Origin of the sequence: Polynucleobacter sp. AP-Reno-20A-A9 (assembly GCF_018882085.1) — a bacterium.
Classification (GTDB): Bacteria; Pseudomonadota; Gammaproteobacteria; order Burkholderiales; family Burkholderiaceae; genus Polynucleobacter.
The window spans coordinates 1-16,525 of sequence record NZ_JACVPB010000006.1 but is presented as its reverse complement, the minus strand read 5'-3'; the positions used below and the strand labels follow the sequence as shown (position 1 = coordinate 16,525).

At 47.2% G+C, this 16,525-nt stretch carries 16 protein-coding genes; 10 read left to right on the top strand and 6 right to left on the bottom strand.

What is annotated here, in order from left to right; genetic code table 11:
* The first annotated feature begins 1 nt into the window (after window position 1).
* Entirely contained in the window at window positions 2-574 is a 573-nt protein-coding gene (locus ICN39_RS06805) for a chorismate lyase (protein ID WP_216233305.1), read from the top strand.
* A 16-nt stretch (window positions 575-590) separates the two neighbouring features.
* On the opposite strand, the gene ICN39_RS06800 is transcribed toward ICN39_RS06805, so the two are convergent.
* The gene (locus ICN39_RS06800; protein ID WP_216233304.1) at window positions 591-1,415 is read right to left on the bottom strand and encodes a uroporphyrinogen-III synthase; all 825 of its coding nucleotides are present in this window, start codon (window positions 1,413-1,415) and stop codon (window positions 591-593) included.
* Between the two features lie 23 nt (window positions 1,416-1,438).
* Complete coding sequence (hemC, locus tag ICN39_RS06795; RefSeq protein WP_216233303.1) at window positions 1,439-2,404, bottom strand: hydroxymethylbilane synthase; 966 nt, start codon at window positions 2,402-2,404, stop codon at window positions 1,439-1,441.
* A gap of 43 nt (window positions 2,405-2,447) precedes the next feature.
* Between hemC and argH the strand changes: the two genes are divergently transcribed.
* The 4 genes from argH to ICN39_RS06775 all read left to right on the top strand — a co-directional run bounded on the left by argH (window position 2,448) and on the right by ICN39_RS06775 (window position 7,312).
* On the top strand, window positions 2,448-3,866 hold the full coding sequence (argH, locus tag ICN39_RS06790) for an argininosuccinate lyase (protein ID WP_216233302.1): 1,419 nt from the start codon (window positions 2,448-2,450) through the stop codon (window positions 3,864-3,866).
* Between the two features lie 5 nt (window positions 3,867-3,871).
* Window positions 3,872-4,423 carry a TRAP transporter small permease subunit gene (locus ICN39_RS06785; protein WP_216233301.1) on the top strand — a complete coding sequence of 184 codons (552 nt, stop codon included), beginning with the start codon at window positions 3,872-3,874 and terminating at the stop codon, window positions 4,421-4,423.
* On the top strand, window positions 4,420-5,952 hold the full coding sequence (locus tag ICN39_RS06780; RefSeq protein WP_216233300.1) for a TRAP transporter large permease subunit: 1,533 nt from the start codon (window positions 4,420-4,422) through the stop codon (window positions 5,950-5,952). Before ICN39_RS06785 ends, ICN39_RS06780 begins: the two co-directional genes overlap by 4 nt.
* Before the next feature lie 103 nt (window positions 5,953-6,055).
* The gene (locus tag ICN39_RS06775) at window positions 6,056-7,312 is read left to right on the top strand and encodes a hypothetical protein (protein ID WP_216233299.1); all 1,257 of its coding nucleotides are present in this window, start codon (window positions 6,056-6,058) and stop codon (window positions 7,310-7,312) included.
* Window positions 7,313-7,358: 46 nt separating this feature from the next.
* On the opposite strand, the gene ICN39_RS06770 is transcribed toward ICN39_RS06775, so the two are convergent.
* Genes ICN39_RS06770 through ICN39_RS06755 form a run of 4 tightly spaced genes read right to left on the bottom strand, consistent with a single transcriptional unit; the run spans window position 7,359 to window position 11,999 of the window.
* Window positions 7,359-9,626 (bottom strand): arginine/lysine/ornithine decarboxylase, encoded by a 2,268-nt coding sequence (locus ICN39_RS06770; RefSeq protein WP_216233298.1) that lies wholly within the window; start codon window positions 9,624-9,626, stop codon window positions 7,359-7,361.
* The gene (locus ICN39_RS06765) at window positions 9,623-10,537 is read right to left on the bottom strand and encodes an ion channel (protein ID WP_216233297.1); all 915 of its coding nucleotides are present in this window, start codon (window positions 10,535-10,537) and stop codon (window positions 9,623-9,625) included. Before ICN39_RS06765 ends, ICN39_RS06770 begins: the two co-directional genes overlap by 4 nt.
* 12 nt (window positions 10,538-10,549) lie before the next feature.
* Window positions 10,550-11,116 carry a dCTP deaminase gene (gene dcd, locus ICN39_RS06760; protein WP_011902492.1) on the bottom strand — a complete coding sequence of 189 codons (567 nt, stop codon included), beginning with the start codon at window positions 11,114-11,116 and terminating at the stop codon, window positions 10,550-10,552.
* A gap of 40 nt (window positions 11,117-11,156) precedes the next feature.
* On the bottom strand, window positions 11,157-11,999 hold the full coding sequence (locus ICN39_RS06755; RefSeq protein WP_216233296.1) for a formate dehydrogenase accessory sulfurtransferase FdhD: 843 nt from the start codon (window positions 11,997-11,999) through the stop codon (window positions 11,157-11,159).
* 161 nt (window positions 12,000-12,160) lie between these two features.
* Between ICN39_RS06755 and metG the strand changes: the two genes are divergently transcribed.
* From metG to ICN39_RS06730, 5 genes are all read left to right on the top strand, one after another.
* Window positions 12,161-13,831, top strand: a complete 1,671-nt coding sequence (metG, locus tag ICN39_RS06750; RefSeq protein ID WP_216233295.1) for a methionine--tRNA ligase — start codon at window positions 12,161-12,163, stop codon at window positions 13,829-13,831.
* 103 nt (window positions 13,832-13,934) lie between these two features.
* Complete coding sequence (locus tag ICN39_RS06745; protein ID WP_216233294.1) at window positions 13,935-14,123, top strand: DUF3460 family protein; 189 nt, start codon at window positions 13,935-13,937, stop codon at window positions 14,121-14,123.
* Complete coding sequence (locus tag ICN39_RS06740) at window positions 14,116-14,979, top strand: ScpA family protein (protein ID WP_216233293.1); 864 nt, start codon at window positions 14,116-14,118, stop codon at window positions 14,977-14,979. The genes ICN39_RS06745 and ICN39_RS06740 overlap by 8 nt, the downstream gene beginning before the upstream one ends.
* Window positions 14,976-15,827 carry a pantoate--beta-alanine ligase gene (gene panC, locus ICN39_RS06735; RefSeq protein ID WP_216233292.1) on the top strand — a complete coding sequence of 284 codons (852 nt, stop codon included), beginning with the start codon at window positions 14,976-14,978 and terminating at the stop codon, window positions 15,825-15,827. The genes ICN39_RS06740 and panC overlap by 4 nt, the downstream gene beginning before the upstream one ends.
* Window positions 15,828-15,917: 90 nt before the next feature.
* Window positions 15,918-16,525 (top strand): hypothetical protein (locus ICN39_RS06730; protein WP_216233291.1); only part of this gene is annotated, 608 nt, incomplete at its 3' end.

The following is a 16,525-nucleotide window of genomic DNA, read 5'->3' as shown; positions in this document are numbered from 1 at the left end:
AATGATTCACCGCAATCGTCTCCGTTCTGCATGGAATCGAGTCGGTTCCGGTGAAATCCATCGGGCGCCACGCGAGTGGCAACCTTGGCTAAGCGATACCGGGTCTCTCACCCAAAAAATTGAGAAGGCAATTGGGCACAAACTAGAAGTTCAGGTTTTGCGTGACTGCCCTCAATCACTCAATAGCGACGAAAGTCGCTATTTTCATTTCAGACTCAGACGCTGCAGAGCGCGGGAAGTATTGCTCTGCTCAAATGGCGTTCCTTTAGTGATGGCACACAGTGTCATTCCGACTTTAAGCTCCAGTGGTAGCAATCATCAGGTCTTGCGCTTAGGCACCAAACCTTTGGGTGCGGTCTTATTTAGTAAAACTCGCAAACACTCTAAGGCAAAGCCGCCGCGCGATATTGCGCGCCTAGATAAAAGCAGTGAATTGTGGAAAAAGTGCTCTAAGCACTTTGCCGGCTTGGGCTCACCCTTATGGGCACGACGTACCCTCTATCACTTAAAGGGTCATCCTATTTTGGTAAATGAGATTTTCTTGCCTGCCTTACTGCAGACTGCAAAGCGTTAGTTATTCGCTTTTACTTTTAGATTGTCAGCCAAGCTAGGGTTGACTTGATTAAAGCTTCATCGCCCGGCTCACTCGTAAAGACTTCACCAAACCCAATCATTTCAGCCGCATCCGCAATATTGTGATGTGGACATAGCGCACTAGCGACATTGAGGTTTTGTGTAAATTGATCCTTCATGACTTCGCCAAGATAGCGAACAGCCTCAGAAGAAGTGAGTAGCCAAAGAGATTTGCTCAAATCCATTTCTCGCACCAGTTGCCAAGAAGGATTGTCAATATCCAAAGGTATGCGTGTGTAAGTTGAAATAACCTCCACAGTGGCGCCTGCCTTCCTTAATGTGTCAGCCAGCCAATCACGACCACCTTCACCTTTAAAGATCACTACCTTTTTATCCTGCCAATCCCATTGCAGAGATTGAAGCTCATTCCACAAACCCTCAGAGTCCCAGTTTTCATTATTTTTGGGGATGATGATCGGTGTTGGGTGATCCTCCAGGCCAATGCCATGATTTTTCAGGGCAAGATGACTGCTGCCCCCCATCACACCAATCGGAATCACCTTCCTGGAAAGGTCTTGCCAATCCCGCTCCAGTAAACGCATCACACTCTCGATGGCATTTGGGCTAACAAAGATTGCAAGATCCGCATCATCTAAGGCAGCAGCAATATGGCCTGCCAAGTGCTCATCCAACTTTGGAGCAATGGTTAACAAAGGCAATGAAAGTATCTCTGGCAGACTACGCTTTCCTACGCCACTGGCTTCGATGGCGCGGGAGAGGACTTCAATCAATTGACGCGCTTGACCAGCAGGCCGAGTAACAATGATTGTTTTGGTGCTCATGCTGATGAAGATCGCGCTTTGTATTACTTAGGAAGTGTTGGAATTAAATCTGCGGCGCCTTGTGACAGCAAGTCTTTTGCGACTGCAAGACCCAAGGCCTCCGCATCCTCAACTGATTTCACCTGAGCACTACCGATGGCCAAGCAAATAGCTTTTCCATCAACACTCGCTACAAAAGAGCGAATGTTCATTTGATTCTGATCCCATACTGCGTGCGCAGCAAGTGGGACCTCACATGACCCGCCCAATTGACGAGACACCATACGTTCAGCAGAGACAGCAAACAAGGTTGGCAAGTCATTTAATGGAGCAAGCCATTGTTTGATGTTGGGATGCTTGCTTAATGTCTCGATACCTAAAGCACCTTGGCCCGCTGCAGGGGTGTAAGGATCATATGGCAAGAATGCACGAATGCGTGACTCTAAACCCAAACGCTTTAAGCCGGCGGCTGCCAAAATAATGGCTTGATATTCACCACGGTCTAACTTGCCCATACGGGTGTCTAAATTTCCGCGCAATGGCTCTATAACCAAATGAGGGAACTTTGCGCGTAGCACTGACTCACGTCGCAAGCTCGATGTGCCCACAATTGCCCCATGAGGAAGATCCTCAAGACTGGCGTAATCATTGGATACAAAGGCATCGCGCGCATCTTCCCTGGCCATAACGCAAGAAAGATCAAATCCCTCGGGCATTACCATTGGGACATCCTTTAAGGAATGAACCGCTAAATCGGCGCGACCATCCTCTAATGCGGTTTCGAGCTCTTTCACAAAAAGCCCTTTGCCACCCACTTTAGAGAGGGCTCTGTCCAAAATCTGGTCCCCACGGGTGGTCATCCCCAGAATCTGGACATCGCAGCCTGGATAGAGCTTATTAAGGCAATCCCGGACGTGCTCGGCCTGCCACATAGCTAGGCGACTTTCGCGGGAGGCGATTACGAGGCGCTTTGGAGCGCCAGATGGGGAGGAATTCAGGGTTTGGGACATAACATTTAAAATAATCAAAGACCTACACCAATATACTGTGTTTATGAGCTCATCAAATAATTCCTTAGCCAACAAAGCCCAAGCTTGGTCGGCCCGTTTTGCAGAACCTGTCGACGAACTCGTTCAGCGTTATACCGCCTCTATTGGCTTTGATCAACGCTTTGCGATGGTTGATATTGCCGGCTCCCTCGCCCATGCTGAAATGCTGGCCACCCAAAAGATCATTAGCAGCCAAGATTTAGCCGATATCCAAAAGGGTATGGCTCAAATCAAGAGCGAAATCGAGTCTGGTCAATTTAATTGGCAACTAGCACTGGAAGATGTTCACCTGAACATCGAGGCACGCTTAACCGCATTAGTAGGCGATGCCGGCAAGCGTTTGCATACAGGTCGCTCACGTAATGACCAAGTAGCAACAGATTTGCGCCTATGGTTGCGTAGCAGCGTTGATGAGATTGCAGTCACTCTCAAATCTTTACGCCTAGCGCTTTTGGATTTAGCTGAAAAACATGCTTCCACCATCATGCCTGGTCACACTCATTTACAAGTGGCGCAACCAATTACTTTTGGTCACCACTTAATGGCCTATTACGAAATGTTTAGTCGTGATGCAAGTCGCTTAACAGATTTACGCGCCCGCTTTAATCGACTGCCCTTAGGTGCAGCAGCATTAGCTGGAACCACCTACCCCATCGATCGTGAGCAAGTAGCCAAGATCTTAGGTTTTGATGGTATTTGTAATAACTCTTTGGATGCCGTTTCTGATCGCGACTTTGCGATTGAGTTCTGCGCCTTCTCATCTATCTTGATGATGCACGTATCACGTCTATCTGAAGAGTTGATCTTATGGCTGAGCCCGCGCTTTGGCTTTATTGATCTGCCAGACCGCTTCTGCACGGGTAGCTCGATCATGCCGCAAAAGAAAAATCCGGATGTCCCAGAATTAGCACGCGGCAAGACTGGTCGTGTTTATGGTGATCTAATTTCCTTGTTGACCTTGATGAAAGGTCAGCCGTTGGCTTACAACAAAGATAATCAAGAAGATAAAGAGCCCTTATTTGATGCGGTAGATACCGTTCAAGATACCCTGCGTATTTTTGCTGACATGGTTCCGCACATTGAAGTGAAAGCAGAAGTAATGAAGAAGGCTGCTGAAGAAGGCTTTGCAACAGCAACCGACTTGGCTGACTACTTGGTTAAAAAAGGCTTAGCTTTCCGCGATGCCCATGAAGCGGTTGCACACGCTGTTAAGGCTTGCGTAGGCAGAAACTGTATGCTGACAGATTTAAGCCTCTCAGAACTTCGTTTTGCATGCGGCTTAGATAACCGCCCTGAACTCATCAGTGATGATGTATTTGCATTACTTACCGTTGATGGCTCAGTACAATCACGCCAACATGCTGGTGGCACTGCCCCAGCCCAAGTGCTTGCCGCCATCAAACGGGGTCGCGCAGACCTCTAAAGTGCATGGGGTTTTGGTCCAAACTTTCTGCAGGCATTGATCGTGTAAACCAGCTTCTGGGCAAGACAGCCAGCATCATGATTTTGCTGTCCTGTATCGTATCCGCACTCAATGCCATACTCCGCTATGGATTGGATGTCAGCAACAACTGGCCACTAGAACTGCAGTGGTATCTTTTTGCAGCTGCGGTCATGCTCGGTACGTCTTACACACTCAAACGCAATGAGCATGTGCGTGTAGATTTAATCTACTCACAACTCTCTGATCGGGGACGTTTGTGGATTGATCTCTTTGGCCTAGTCTTCTTTTTAATGCCTGCCTGCCTCTTATTCGCATGGCTCTCATGGACCACCCTTTTTTATCCCTCATGGTTGGTAATGGAGCACTCACTGAACTCTGGTGGATTGGCGCGCTACCCCATTAAGTTTGTGGTGCCCTTTGGGTTTTTTATGCTGAGCCTGCAAGGTATTTCAGAAATCATTAAACGCATCGGTGCTTTGCAGGGCAAAACCACCGTCCCCGCCGAAGACCTCCATTACGAAAAGCCAATGCAATGATCCCATTAGAGTGGATGCCGCCCCTCATGTTTGGCGGGCTAATCGTCTTTATGTTGATTGGCTTCCCGGTTGCCTTTTCACTCATGGCTGCGGGTTTATTTTTCTCAGCCATTGCGATCAGCGAAGGTTTCTTTGGAATGCCATTTTTGCAAGCTATTCCGCAGCGCATCTTTGGTAGCGTGCTTGCCAATGATCTACTATTGGCCATTCCCTTCTTTACTTTCATGGGCGCTATCTTAGAGCGCTGCGGTCTCGCAGAAGAAATGCTCGACTCGATGGGCCAACTATTTGGGCGCGTGCGTGGCGGCCTTGGTTACTCCGTGATCATCGTTGGATTTATCTTGGGCGCTATCACTGGCACTGTAGCTGCTCAGGTGATCGCTATGGCGATGATTTCTTTACCGGTAATGATGCGTTACGGATACAACATGCGCTACGCTACGGGCGTTTTAGCAGCCTCTGGGACCATTACGCAGTTAGTGCCCCCATCATTAGTATTGATTGTGCTGGCAGACCAACTCAAAACACAAAGCGGCAGTGCGGATGTGGGCAGCATGTATCTCGGCGCATGGGGTCCATCGCTTTTGCAGATTGCTCTTTTTGCCCTGTATACCTTCTTCCTGAGTCGTGTTCGCCCCGACTATCTACCGCCAGTCCCAGAGAGTGATCTCACACTCAAAGGCTGGGCACTTTGGAAAAAATGTCTCATGGGGATCATCCCATCAGCGGTCCTGATCTTCCTGGTTCTGGGTACCATCATGACTGGCATTGCCACCCCTACAGAATCTGGTGCCATGGGTGCAATGGGTGCACTTCTTCTCGCTTGGCTGCGCCGTGCAAGTATTCCTAATCTCAAAGGATTAGTACAAGAGGCCTATCAAAACACCATGCGTATTACTGCCATGGTGGTTTTTATTCTCATTGGATCAACCTGCTTTTCTGTTGTGTTTCAAGGAGTGGATGGTGGTTTCTGGGTGGAAGAACTTTTCTCTAATCTACCTGGTGGTTGGATTGGATTCTTAATCGTTGTGAATCTGTTTGTTTTCTTTTTGGCCTTCTTCTTAGACTTCTTTGAAATCGCCTTCATCGTTGTGCCGATGTTGGCACCAGTAGCAGTGAAATTACTTTCACCGGTATTGCTCGATTCCATGAATGGCAATCCTCAAGCAGCAGCCAGTGCGGCACTAGTGTGGTTTGGGGTCATGCTCTGTGTGAATATGCAGACTTCTTTTATGCATCCGCCTTTTGGTTTTGCCCTCTTCTACCTGAGAGGCGTAGCACCTAAAGAAGTGAAAAGTAGTGATATCTATTGGGGCGCCCTGCCTTGGGTAGGCCTACAGCTAGTAATGGTCGTGCTGGTAATGGCATTCCCGGCATTAGTTACGACACTCCTAGATAAGCCTGCCGCCATAGTTCAGAGCCAAGACTTTAATTTCACCGGCAATCAAGAGGGCAAACCAGAGGCATCCTCCAATAAAGTGGACGAGGATGCTCCAGTGACGTTTCAACTGGATAAGCCAATCAAGTAGCACCCCCCAATTAAAGGAGGGGGTTTTCCCCAAATTCGTGCCAAGAGTGGGTCTTTGTCTTAAAAATCCATTACGCTAGGGAAAATTCAAAATGGTTAACAAAATGAACTTTCCTTCCTTAATTCGCAAGACGCTTCCATTGTGGATACTCCCCCTTGTGCTAAACGGCTGCGGATCAGCAACAGCCCCTGACTTCAGCGCGATGTCCTCAAAGTATGCCAACACGCTTGAGCAATATCAGATCAATATGATTTTTCAGAATATTTTGCGTTCCTCTGAAGATCGTCCGGTGAGTTTTTTAGATATGCCAACAATCAACGGCTCGGGCTCTATTACTGCAACTCCATATGCAAGCGCATTTTTCTCGGGCGGCATTCTGCCTTACAACGCCAGCTATCTTCCGATTAGCGGTGGACTTAACAGCATTACCCCCGGAGTGTCGCTATCGGTTGGTAATACTTTTAACTTCACACAATCCTCCCTGGATAACGCAGTATTTTGGAAGGGCTACCTAAGTGAACTCCCAATAGAGATGGTGAAGTATTTTGAACACAATCACATACCAAAAGAAGTTCTCCTCAGTCTAGTGGTTGACGAAATTATTATTACTCAGCCTGACGGCTCGCAAACTTATCTGATCAACAACCCGCTAAGACCTGACTATCCAGAGTTTCAAAAGCGACTTTATAAATTAATTGGCTACGGTCTTGGTGCTTACCTGGTAGATACCTCCCAAAAGATTGGCCCTCCAGCAAGCATGAGCTCTCTTAAGGCAAATTTTGGAGGTAACACGCTGGAAGCCATGAAGAGCGCAGATATCATTTTGCAAAAAGTCGGCCTACCCTCTGAGCTTATATTTCAACCAATCCAAGTATCAAAAAAATATAAACTCTGCATCAATGCCAATAAGTACGAAAACTTTGTCCGGGAAGAGTTTGGCGATGAACTCTTCTGCCAAGAAACACTGGCACAAGAGCTAAAGAAGGGCAACCTTACTAAGAAAGCACTGCCCAAGGCTGAAATTCGGATACGCTCAACGAACAATATATTTGAGTTCCTAGGCCAGGTAGTGAAAGCCCAATTAGCTGATCCACCTTATATGCTGACGCTACCCCCAACAGCCACTACTTTTAACAGCAACAAAAAGACCTCGAATGAGTATGCATTGTTAGTAGTCGATAAAGATAAACCTCAAACAAGACCCTTTTCAACCATTGAAGGCTTGGATGGTAGTGTCTATAGCATCCCCAGCCAAAACAATGGTTACTCACCACTCGCCATTAAGCTACTATCCCAATTTATGTCGTTGCAGAAAATTCCGGGAAGCATCCCAGCATCACCATCGGTATTGCTGAAATAGAAACTGATCTAGCATTAATAAATAAGGCCCTTAAGGGCCTTATTTATTAGAGAGTAATATCGCGCTCTTGTCTCACGCAATCGACGTAGTATTCGCTCTTGCCATCGACACTGGTTTTAACAAGTCCATGAATGTCAGTCTCAAATCCAGGGAACTTCTCATTGAAGTCTCTAGCAAAGTAGAGATAGCCAATGATGCGCTTGTTAAAACGCTCACCAGGAATCAACAACGGAATACCTGGAGGATATGGAGTCACCAACATGGCAGTTACGCGCCCCTCCAATTGATCCAGCGGCATACGATCTACTTCTTTGTGTGCCATTTTTGCCCATGCTTCTGAAGGCATCATTGCTGGAACCATATCTGAGGTATACATCTCAGTAGTCATGCGTGCCACGTCACGGCTCTTATAGAACTCATGAATTTGCTGGCAAATATCTTTCAAGCCAACACGCTCGTAGCGTGGGTGCTTAGCCACAAACTCAGGCAATACTTTCCAAAGTGGAGCATTTTTATCAAAGTGATCTTTGAACTGTTGCAACTCAGTAACGAGGGTATTCCAACGGCCTTTGGTAATTCCGATCGTGAACATAATGAAGAAGGAGTACAAACCACACTTCTCAACAATCACGCCATGCTCAGCAAGATACTTAGTCACAATGCTCGCAGGGATACCCATAGAGCCAAAGTTGCCCTCAATATCCAATCCAGGCGTAACTACGGTTGCCTTAATTGGGTCCAACATATTGAAGTCTTTAGCCAGCTTGCCAAAGTCATGCCAGGCAGCGGATGGCTCCAAGACCCAATCAGAGCGCTCGCCAATACCCTCTTCAGCTAAATGATCTGGGCCCCAAACCTTGAACCACCAGTCGGCCCCAAACTTATCATCCACCTCACGCATGGCTCGGCGGAAGTCCATCGCTTCGGCAATAGACTCTTCAACCAAGGTTGTGCCGCCAGGAGATTCCATCATAGCAGCCGAGACATCGCATGAAGCAATGATGGCGTACTGTGGGCTAGTAGAAGTGTGCATCAAATAGGCTTCATTGAAGCAATCACGATCAAGCTTGGTATCTTCTGCATCCTGCACCAATACTTGTGAAGCCTGAGACAAACCAGCCAGCAACTTGTGAGTTGATTGCGTAGCAAACATCAAACTCTTCTTGGTACGCTTACGATCTGAACCAATGGCATGCATGTCTTTATAGAAGGGATGGAATGCTGCGTGCGGCAACCAAGCTTCATCGAAATGCAAAGAATCAACTTTGCCGTCCAGCATCTCTTTAATCATCTCAACGTTGTAGACGATGCCATCGTATGTACTTTGGGTCAGCGTCATCACACGAGGAACTACATTCTTATCCTTAATAAACGGATTGGCATCAATTTTCTTCTTGATGTTTTTCCACTCAAACTCTTCTTTAGGAATCGGTCCAATAATGCCCAAGTGATTACGGGTAGGCATTAAGAAGATCGGGATCGCGCCCATCATGGTGATGGAATGAATTACAGACTTATGGCAATTGCGGTCAACTAGGACTACGTCGCCAGGCGCAACTGTAGAGTGCCAAACAATCTTGTTTGAAGTAGATGTTCCATTCGTTACAAAGAACAAATGATCAGCATTAAAGATACGTGCAGCATTGCGCTCGCTCTGCAGCACTGGTCCCGTATGGTCCAGAAGTTGACCCAATTCCTCCACAGCGTTACAGACGTCAGCACGTAACATGTTCTCACCAAAGAACTGATGGAACATTCTGCCCACTGGGCTCTTTAAGAAAGCCACGCCACCAGAGTGGCCAGGGCAATGCCAAGAATATGAACCCTCAGAGGCGTAGTTAGTTAACGCGCGGAAGAATGGCGGCGCTAATGAATCCAAATAGACTTTTGCTTCACGAATAATATGACGTGCCACGAATTCTGGAGTGTCTTCATTCATGTGAATGAAACCATGCAACTCGCGCAAGATGTCATTAGGCATATGACGTGAGGTACGTGTCTCGCCATACAAGAAGATGGGAATATCTTCGTTACGCTTGCGAACTTCAGTAATAAAGGCGCGCAAGTTATTTAGGGCTGGAAGATCATTGTCTTCAGAGTCAGAGTCAAATTCTTCATCATCAATCGAGACGATAAATGAAGATGCACGAGAAGCCTGCTGAGCAAACGAAGTTAGGTCGCCATAGCTAGTTAAGCCAATAACTTCCATACCCTCATTCTCAATCGCCTCGGCGAGGTCACGAATTCCCGAACCCGAAATATTTTCGGAGCGGAAGTCCTCATCAATAATGATGATTGGAAAACGAAATTTCATAAAAACTCCCCTGCTAACTTATCCGAATTACCCGGAATCCACTTATCAAAATTGGCAAGGTCAATGACCCGACCACCATCTGGCAAAACTGTGACTATATCGACGAAGGTCGCATTTTGCTGCACATTTCTAGGTAAGTAAACATGGCGTGCATAGACTTGATTGGCTAGGCTCTCATGGTAACCAGTAAAGGTTATCAATAAATGCCATTGTTGCTCAATGGCCGCTTTACCCAAGTACTCTTTTAAGGCGCTATTATCATCAACACTATGCATCGCCGTCCAGGTTAAAGAGAAGACCGGACTTTCGGAGCGATGCAACTGTAACTCGACTGACCTGCGATAACGCTCGCCCTCACTTGTCATGCTTTCTGCAATCAACCACAAACGTAATTGCGCCTCAACAATATGAGAGCTACGATCATTTGCCACGCGAAACTTAAATGTTTTGACGCCGTTATGACTGCCCACTACCGCCACCTTAGAAAAGCGTACTCCTGCAGTGGGCCTTGTAAATCGAGCAAATGCTAATCCCGTAGTCAGGGCTGAGTAAACAATTCCAAAGAATGCCTCAAAGGTCACGATCGCATTAGGCCAGCTTCCCACAGGAGTCATTCGACCATAACCGATTGTTGCCATTGTCTGAACGCTAAAGAAGAAAACATCCAATAAAGAGCCTGGCTGGGCATGAGTAATAGCGCCATCCCCACATGCGATGTAAGCAAAAGCAAATAGAAGGTTTGTTGCAAGATACACAAAAACGACTAGCAGCATAAAGCTAGTCCAGCTGGTGCCTAGTAGCCAATGGTAAAAGTTATTCTCTGGGCGCGCCATTTCTGAGCGCGAAAGTGTGGCGCGATATTCCTCTAAATTAATCCTCGTAGGACGGCGATTAAAAAGAAATTTACGCACTACCGTAATGTCTTAGGTCTTTGGCAGGGTAACGCCCCGCTGACCTTGATACTTACCGCCGCGATCTTTATAGGAAGTGCCACAGACTTCATCACTCTCAAAGAAGAGTACTTGCGCACAGCCTTCACCCGCATAAATTTTTGCAGGCAATGGCGTGGTGTTTGAAAATTCTAGAGTGACATAACCTTCCCACTCAGGCTCAAATGGGGTGACGTTCACAATAATGCCGCAGCGAGCATATGTACTCTTACCAACGCAGACGGTTAAAACGCTTCGTGGAATCTTGAAGTACTCAACCGTTCTGGCAAGTGCAAAAGAGTTTGGTGGAATGATACAAACATCGCCTTTGAAGTCGACGAATGATTGTTCATCGAAATTCTTCGGATCAACAATGGTGCTATTGATGTTCGTAAAGATTTTGAATTCGTTTGCACAACGAATGTCATAGCCATAGCTTGAAGTGCCATAACTTACGATTTTGTTGCCGGCGGCGTCTTGGCGAACTTGCCCAGGTTCAAATGGGCTGATCATGCCTTGCTCGCCCATGCGGCGGATCCAGTGGTCTGATTTAATAGTCATGGCCGAATTGTAAAACCTTCGCCCTCCCCTGCCCACGAATTTATTGGGGTTTTTGGCTAAAAACGACCCTCTCCGGGGCGTTATAGATCTCGAAGTGTTTACCAGAGCAGCGAGAGAGGATGGTCAGATTAGTCTTTCGTGCCAGCTCGAGGCCCATCAAGGTAACGCCCGAGCGGGTCAAGAGGAATGGAATACCCATCTGAGCACCCTTGATGACCATCTCTGAGGTCAGGCGCCCCGTAGTAAAGAAAATCAAATCCTTGCCCGGCTTATTAGCTAGCCACATCAAGCCAGAAATCGAGTCGACTGCGTTATGACGGCCAACATCCTCAATGAAGTGCAAAAGACGCACTCCATCCTTGCCGTCCCGCTCAAAAACTGCGCAAGCATGAACCGAGCCAGACTTCTTATAGATCGTGTCATGCATCCGAATCGAGTCAATCAAGGCAACTATTGCCTCTTGAGAGAGTAGCGGCCCCTCGGGTAGCTGAATCTCAGACATCTCTTCTATCAAGCCACCGAACATCGTCCCCTGACCGCAACCGGTGGTTACTACCCGCTTGCTGGTTAGAGCATCAATATCTACCGTGCTTCTGCGGGTTTTAACAGCGGCTGAATCGGTCTCCCAATCCACCTGGATGCTCTCGATGTCATCAGGAGACTCCACGAGGCGCTGGTTACGCAAATAACCCAAGACTAGGGCCTCTGGAGCACTTCCCAAGGTCATCAGCGTTACCACTTCACGCTTATCCAAATAAATGGTTAAAGGGCGCTCCCCGGGAATATGGGTAGTTTTAAGGCGCCCCAGCTCATCCATAACTTCGACCTCATGCACCAAGGGCACGGAGGCAGAAGACATCTGAATGGTTGGTTTTGCTGCCATAAAATACTCTCTAAAGTCGGGCTGAACTCAATTTTATCGGGGTTAAGGAACACTCCGCGGAGCTTTACTTTAACCGCAGACTAAAATCACTGCATTAGCCAGCATAATTGAGTGTTGCACCCTATTGAACCTTCTAACCTTCTTATTTAAGTCCGTATTACATGAGCAGTTCTCAACGCCGCCTTCTTGTCACCTCCGCCTTACCGTATGCCAATGGTCAGATCCATATTGGCCATTTGGTGGAATACGTACAGACCGATATTTGGGTTCGCTTTCAAAGAATGCGCGGTCATGAAGTGCATTACGTTGGCGCCGACGATACGCATGGCACTCCCATCATGTTGCGCGCTGAAAAAGAAGGTATTACCCCTAAAGAACTGATCGCCAATGTTTGGAAAGAGCATAAGCGCGACTTTGATAACTTCCTCATTTCGTTTGATAACTACTACACTACAGATAGTCCCGAGAATGAGAAGTTAGCGCAAAGTATTTATCTCAAGCTACGTGATGCTGGCTTGATTGAAAAGCGTGCGATTGAGCAAGCTTACGATCCTGTTAAAGAAATGTTCCTACCGGATCGCTTTATTAAAGGCGAGTGCCCTAAATGCGGCGCTAAAGATCAATACGGCGACAACTGTGAAAAGTGTGGTGCAACGTACTCACCTACTGACTTAAAGAATCCTTTCTCGGTAGTGAGTGGCGCAACACCCATCAAAAAGATTTCTGATCACTACTTTTTTAAGTTGTCTGATCCACGCTGCGAAGAGTTCTTACGCGACTGGACGCAAGTCAAAACACCATTGCAGCCTGAGGCTCGCAATAAGATGAAAGAATGGGTTGGCCAGCCTGGCGAAAGCAAGCTGGGAGACTGGGATATCTCCCGCGATGCCCCGTATTTCGGGTTCGAGATCCCTGACGCACCAGGCAAATACTTCTACGTGTGGCTTGACGCCCCGATTGGTTATTACGCCAGCTTCCTCAATTACTGCCAAGCTAAAGGTCTTAATTTTGATGAGTGGGTTAAGCCAGATACCACTACTGAGCAATACCATTTCATTGGCAAAGATATTCTGTATTTCCACACTTTGTTTTGGCCTGCGACTTTAAAGTTTGCTGGCTATCGCACACCAACTAATGTTTTTGCTCACGGCTTCTTAACTGTTGATGGCGAGAAGATGAGTAAGTCACGTGGCACCTTGATTTCTGCCAACAGCGTGATCGAATGTGGTTTTAATCCAGAGTGGTTCCGTTACTACTTCGCAACCAAGCTCAATGACAGCATGGAAGATTTAGATTTGAATCTTCAAGACTTTGTTGCGCGTGTAAATAGTGACTTACTCGGTAAGTACATCAATATTGCGAGTCGTAGCGCAGGCTTCTTAGTAAAACGATTTGGCGGCGTTGTTTCTGATGAAGCAATGAGCAATCCACTCCTCAAAGAAATTGCATCATCGAGCGACAAAATTGCAGAACTTTATGAGGGACGTGAATACGCAAAAGCACTGCGTACCGTGATGGAGTTGGCTGACAAAGTAAACGGCTTTGTAGATGAGAACAAGCCATGGGAAATCGCTAAAGATCCAGAGCGTGAAGCTGAGCTGCAACGGGTTTGCAGTATTACCCTGGAAGCATTCCGGATGATGAGCCTGTATCTCAAGCCGGTTATTCCTCAAGTAGCCGCAGGAGTTGAAGAATTCTTCTCCCTTCTACCCCTCTCCTGGGAAGACATCAATACCCCTCTTTCCAGCAAAAACCCAATCAAGCCTTACAAGCACCTGATGACTCGCGTGGAAGCCCCTCAAATTGAGGCTTTGCTGGCTGCAAACTTGTAAAAAGCCCCCTAAAAAGCACCTATAATGGCGGTTGTAGTCCATAGATAACTTTGCGAATTAATTTCATAAGTTATTGAATTTATTGAGTATTTTAGGAAATGCCATGGCAAGATATCAATCTGAAATCACCCAGTTCTTAACTGAACTCAAAACCGAGCATCCAAACCTCGAGGCTGAACAGCAAGCTGGACGCGCCCTCCTTTGGGACAAAGAGCCATTAAGCGTTGAAGATCAGCGTCGCGCCAAAGAGGCAAATATTAAGCAACGCGCTTACGTGTACTCGAATGACTGAGCCTAGCGCACAGCCGATGTCGGATTTGCTCGACAGCACTCCATCGGTTACCGATGGCATGTCGGCCGCTTTCGCCAAACTTTATGGCGAACCACTTTTTAAGCTTCCTACCGATCTCTATATTCCACCAGATGCTCTAGAAGTTTTTCTAGAGGCATTTGAAGGCCCCTTGGATCTATTGCTGTACCTGATTCGCAAACAGAACTTCAACGTACTCGATATTCCAATGGCACAGGTTACTCAACAGTACCTGAGTTATGTTGATCAAATTCGTCATCACAATCTTGAACTTGCTGCCGAGTATCTACTCATGGCAGCAATGTTGATTGAAATTAAATCTCGCATGCTCCTGCCGATGAAGAAGGCGGACAGCGAAGAAGAGGTAGAAGATCCACGTGCAGAATTAGTACGGCGCCTCTTGGAATACGAGCGCATGAAGCTTGCCGCTCAAGAGCTAGATCAGATTCCACAGCAAGGTCGTGATTTCCAGGTAGCCCATGGTTATGTGGATACTACTGTCGCCATTGCTTGGCCAGACGTCAATGTAGAAGACTTACAAATGGCTTGGCGTGATGTTTTGCACCGCGCCAAACTCACACAGCACCACACCATCACTCGCGAAGAATTATCTGTGCGAGACTTCATGACACGTATTTTGCGTCGTCTACAAAGCACTAAATTTGTTGAGTTCAGCGAGTTATTTGAAGAGGCCATTAACTCTGGCAAGGGCATACCTGTTGTCATCGTGAACTTCATCGCCATGCTTGAACTCTCACGTGAAGCATTGGTAGAAATTACTCAAGCTGAGCCCTACGCCCCAATCTATGTGCGCCTCGCCTACACGCCTGTTGCATGAAAATTATTAGCGACATCCAAGAATTACGCGACCACTTAAGAGGTCAAAACCGCGCCTCATTTGTACCCACAATGGGCAACCTTCATGAAGGTCACCTCTCCTTGATGCGCTTGGCAAGACAGCATGGTGATCCTGTTGTAGCCAGCATCTTTGTAAACCGCTTGCAGTTTGGTCCCAACGAAGATTTTGATAGCTACCCACGCACTATGCAAGCGGATATCGACAAGCTGGAAAAAGAAGGTGTGTACATCCTGTTTGCACCTACCGAGCGCGATCTTTATCCACAGCCCCAAGAATATCGAGTCGACCCACCGCAACAATTAGGTGACATCCTCGAAGGCGAGTTCCGCCCAGGTTTCTTTAAGGGCGTTTGCACCGTTATACTAAAACTCTTTTCTTGCGTGCAACCTAAGGTTGCCGTATTTGGTAAAAAAGATTATCAGCAGCTGATGATTATTCGTCAGATGGCTAAGCAGTTTGCTTTACCTGTGGAAATTATTCCTGGTGAAACTATTCGTGCAGAGGATGGCCTGGCCCTCTCTTCACGTAACGGCTACCTCTCCACTGAAGAGCGCGCTGAAGCACCAGAGTTAATGAAGGCGCTCAAAGAAGTCCGGGAGCGCGTCATCCAACTGAAGGATCGTAATAGCCAATCCATCTCCGAGATTGAAAAAGCTGCAGTTGCTTCTTTAGCGAAACGTGGCTGGCAACCAGACTACATTGCCATTCGCCAGCAAAGCGATTTAGCCCCAGCATCGAACGAACAACTGCAAGCAGGTGAGCCACTTGTTATTTTGACAGCAGCTAAGCTCGGCAAAACAAGACTGATTGATAACTTAGAGATTTAATCTCTGAGCTTGGATCCCACAGGGCATCTACACAGCACTCTTATTAGCCCACAAACAATCCACGCACGAAGAAAATTCAACAAGGACAATATGAATACCATCAACGTTAATCGCCGTCTCGCACTCAAAGGTATTGGTGCGCTTGGAGCCTCTGGAGCGCTAGTTGCATGCGGCGGCGGAAGCTCATCCTCTACTCCAGCAACGGCAAGCATTCAATACTTCACTGAGCCCTATTTTCCTGCAGGATCGACCGAGATTACCGGAGTAAGAGGTATTGGCAACTCTAGCGATGTCTTCCTTACAGGCATCAACATGGATACCACCACTACACCCACAACCAATTACGGCCTTCTCTATCGCGGTCCTCTGTTGATCCCTAGCGTAAATAGCTGGAACAAAATTGGCCCAGCCAAGACAATTTTGAAAGCTAGCGGGACTGACACATCGTCAGGCCTGAATTTTTATGGCCCAAATGGTGGGGCGAGCGCTGGAACTATCGTAGTGGTTGGAAACTACAATTTACCTGGCGTAACTACAGCATACGGCCTGCTTTACCAAGGCGCCCTAGATGTGACCTGTCCTGGGATTTTCAGACCAAAAGCTTTTAGAGATAATGACTCCTTCAACCTAAGGAGCAGGTATGAAGAGAGCACGGTTTTCAGACGAACAGATTGTTCGGATATTGCAAGAGGCAGATC

Excerpts from the sequence above, each read along its gene's own strand:
- ICN39_RS06740 (WP_216233293.1), top strand. The coding sequence starts at position 14,116 with ATGACTGAGCCTAGCGCACAGCCGATGTCGGATTTGCTCGACAGCACT.
- ICN39_RS06800 (WP_216233304.1), bottom strand. The coding sequence starts at position 1,415 with ATGAGCACCAAAACAATCATTGTTACTCGGCCTGCTGGTCAAGCGCGT.
- hemC (WP_216233303.1), bottom strand. The coding sequence starts at position 2,404 with ATGTCCCAAACCCTGAATTCCTCCCCATCTGGCGCTCCAAAGCGCCTC.
- ICN39_RS06780 (WP_216233300.1), top strand. The coding sequence starts at position 4,420 with ATGATCCCATTAGAGTGGATGCCGCCCCTCATGTTTGGCGGGCTAATC.
- panC (WP_216233292.1), top strand. The coding sequence starts at position 14,976 with ATGAAAATTATTAGCGACATCCAAGAATTACGCGACCACTTAAGAGGT.
- ICN39_RS06745 (WP_216233294.1), top strand. The coding sequence starts at position 13,935 with ATGGCAAGATATCAATCTGAAATCACCCAGTTCTTAACTGAACTCAAA.
- ICN39_RS06775 (WP_216233299.1), top strand. The coding sequence starts at position 6,056 with ATGAACTTTCCTTCCTTAATTCGCAAGACGCTTCCATTGTGGATACTC.
- ICN39_RS06785 (WP_216233301.1), top strand. The coding sequence starts at position 3,872 with ATGGGGTTTTGGTCCAAACTTTCTGCAGGCATTGATCGTGTAAACCAG.
- ICN39_RS06805 (WP_216233305.1), top strand. The coding sequence starts at position 2 with ATGATTCACCGCAATCGTCTCCGTTCTGCATGGAATCGAGTCGGTTCC.
- ICN39_RS06755 (WP_216233296.1), bottom strand. The coding sequence starts at position 11,999 with ATGGCAGCAAAACCAACCATTCAGATGTCTTCTGCCTCCGTGCCCTTG.
- argH (WP_216233302.1), top strand. The coding sequence starts at position 2,448 with ATGAGCTCATCAAATAATTCCTTAGCCAACAAAGCCCAAGCTTGGTCG.
- metG (WP_216233295.1), top strand. The coding sequence starts at position 12,161 with ATGAGCAGTTCTCAACGCCGCCTTCTTGTCACCTCCGCCTTACCGTAT.
- ICN39_RS06770 (WP_216233298.1), bottom strand. The coding sequence starts at position 9,626 with ATGAAATTTCGTTTTCCAATCATCATTATTGATGAGGACTTCCGCTCC.
- dcd (WP_011902492.1), bottom strand. The coding sequence starts at position 11,116 with ATGACTATTAAATCAGACCACTGGATCCGCCGCATGGGCGAGCAAGGC.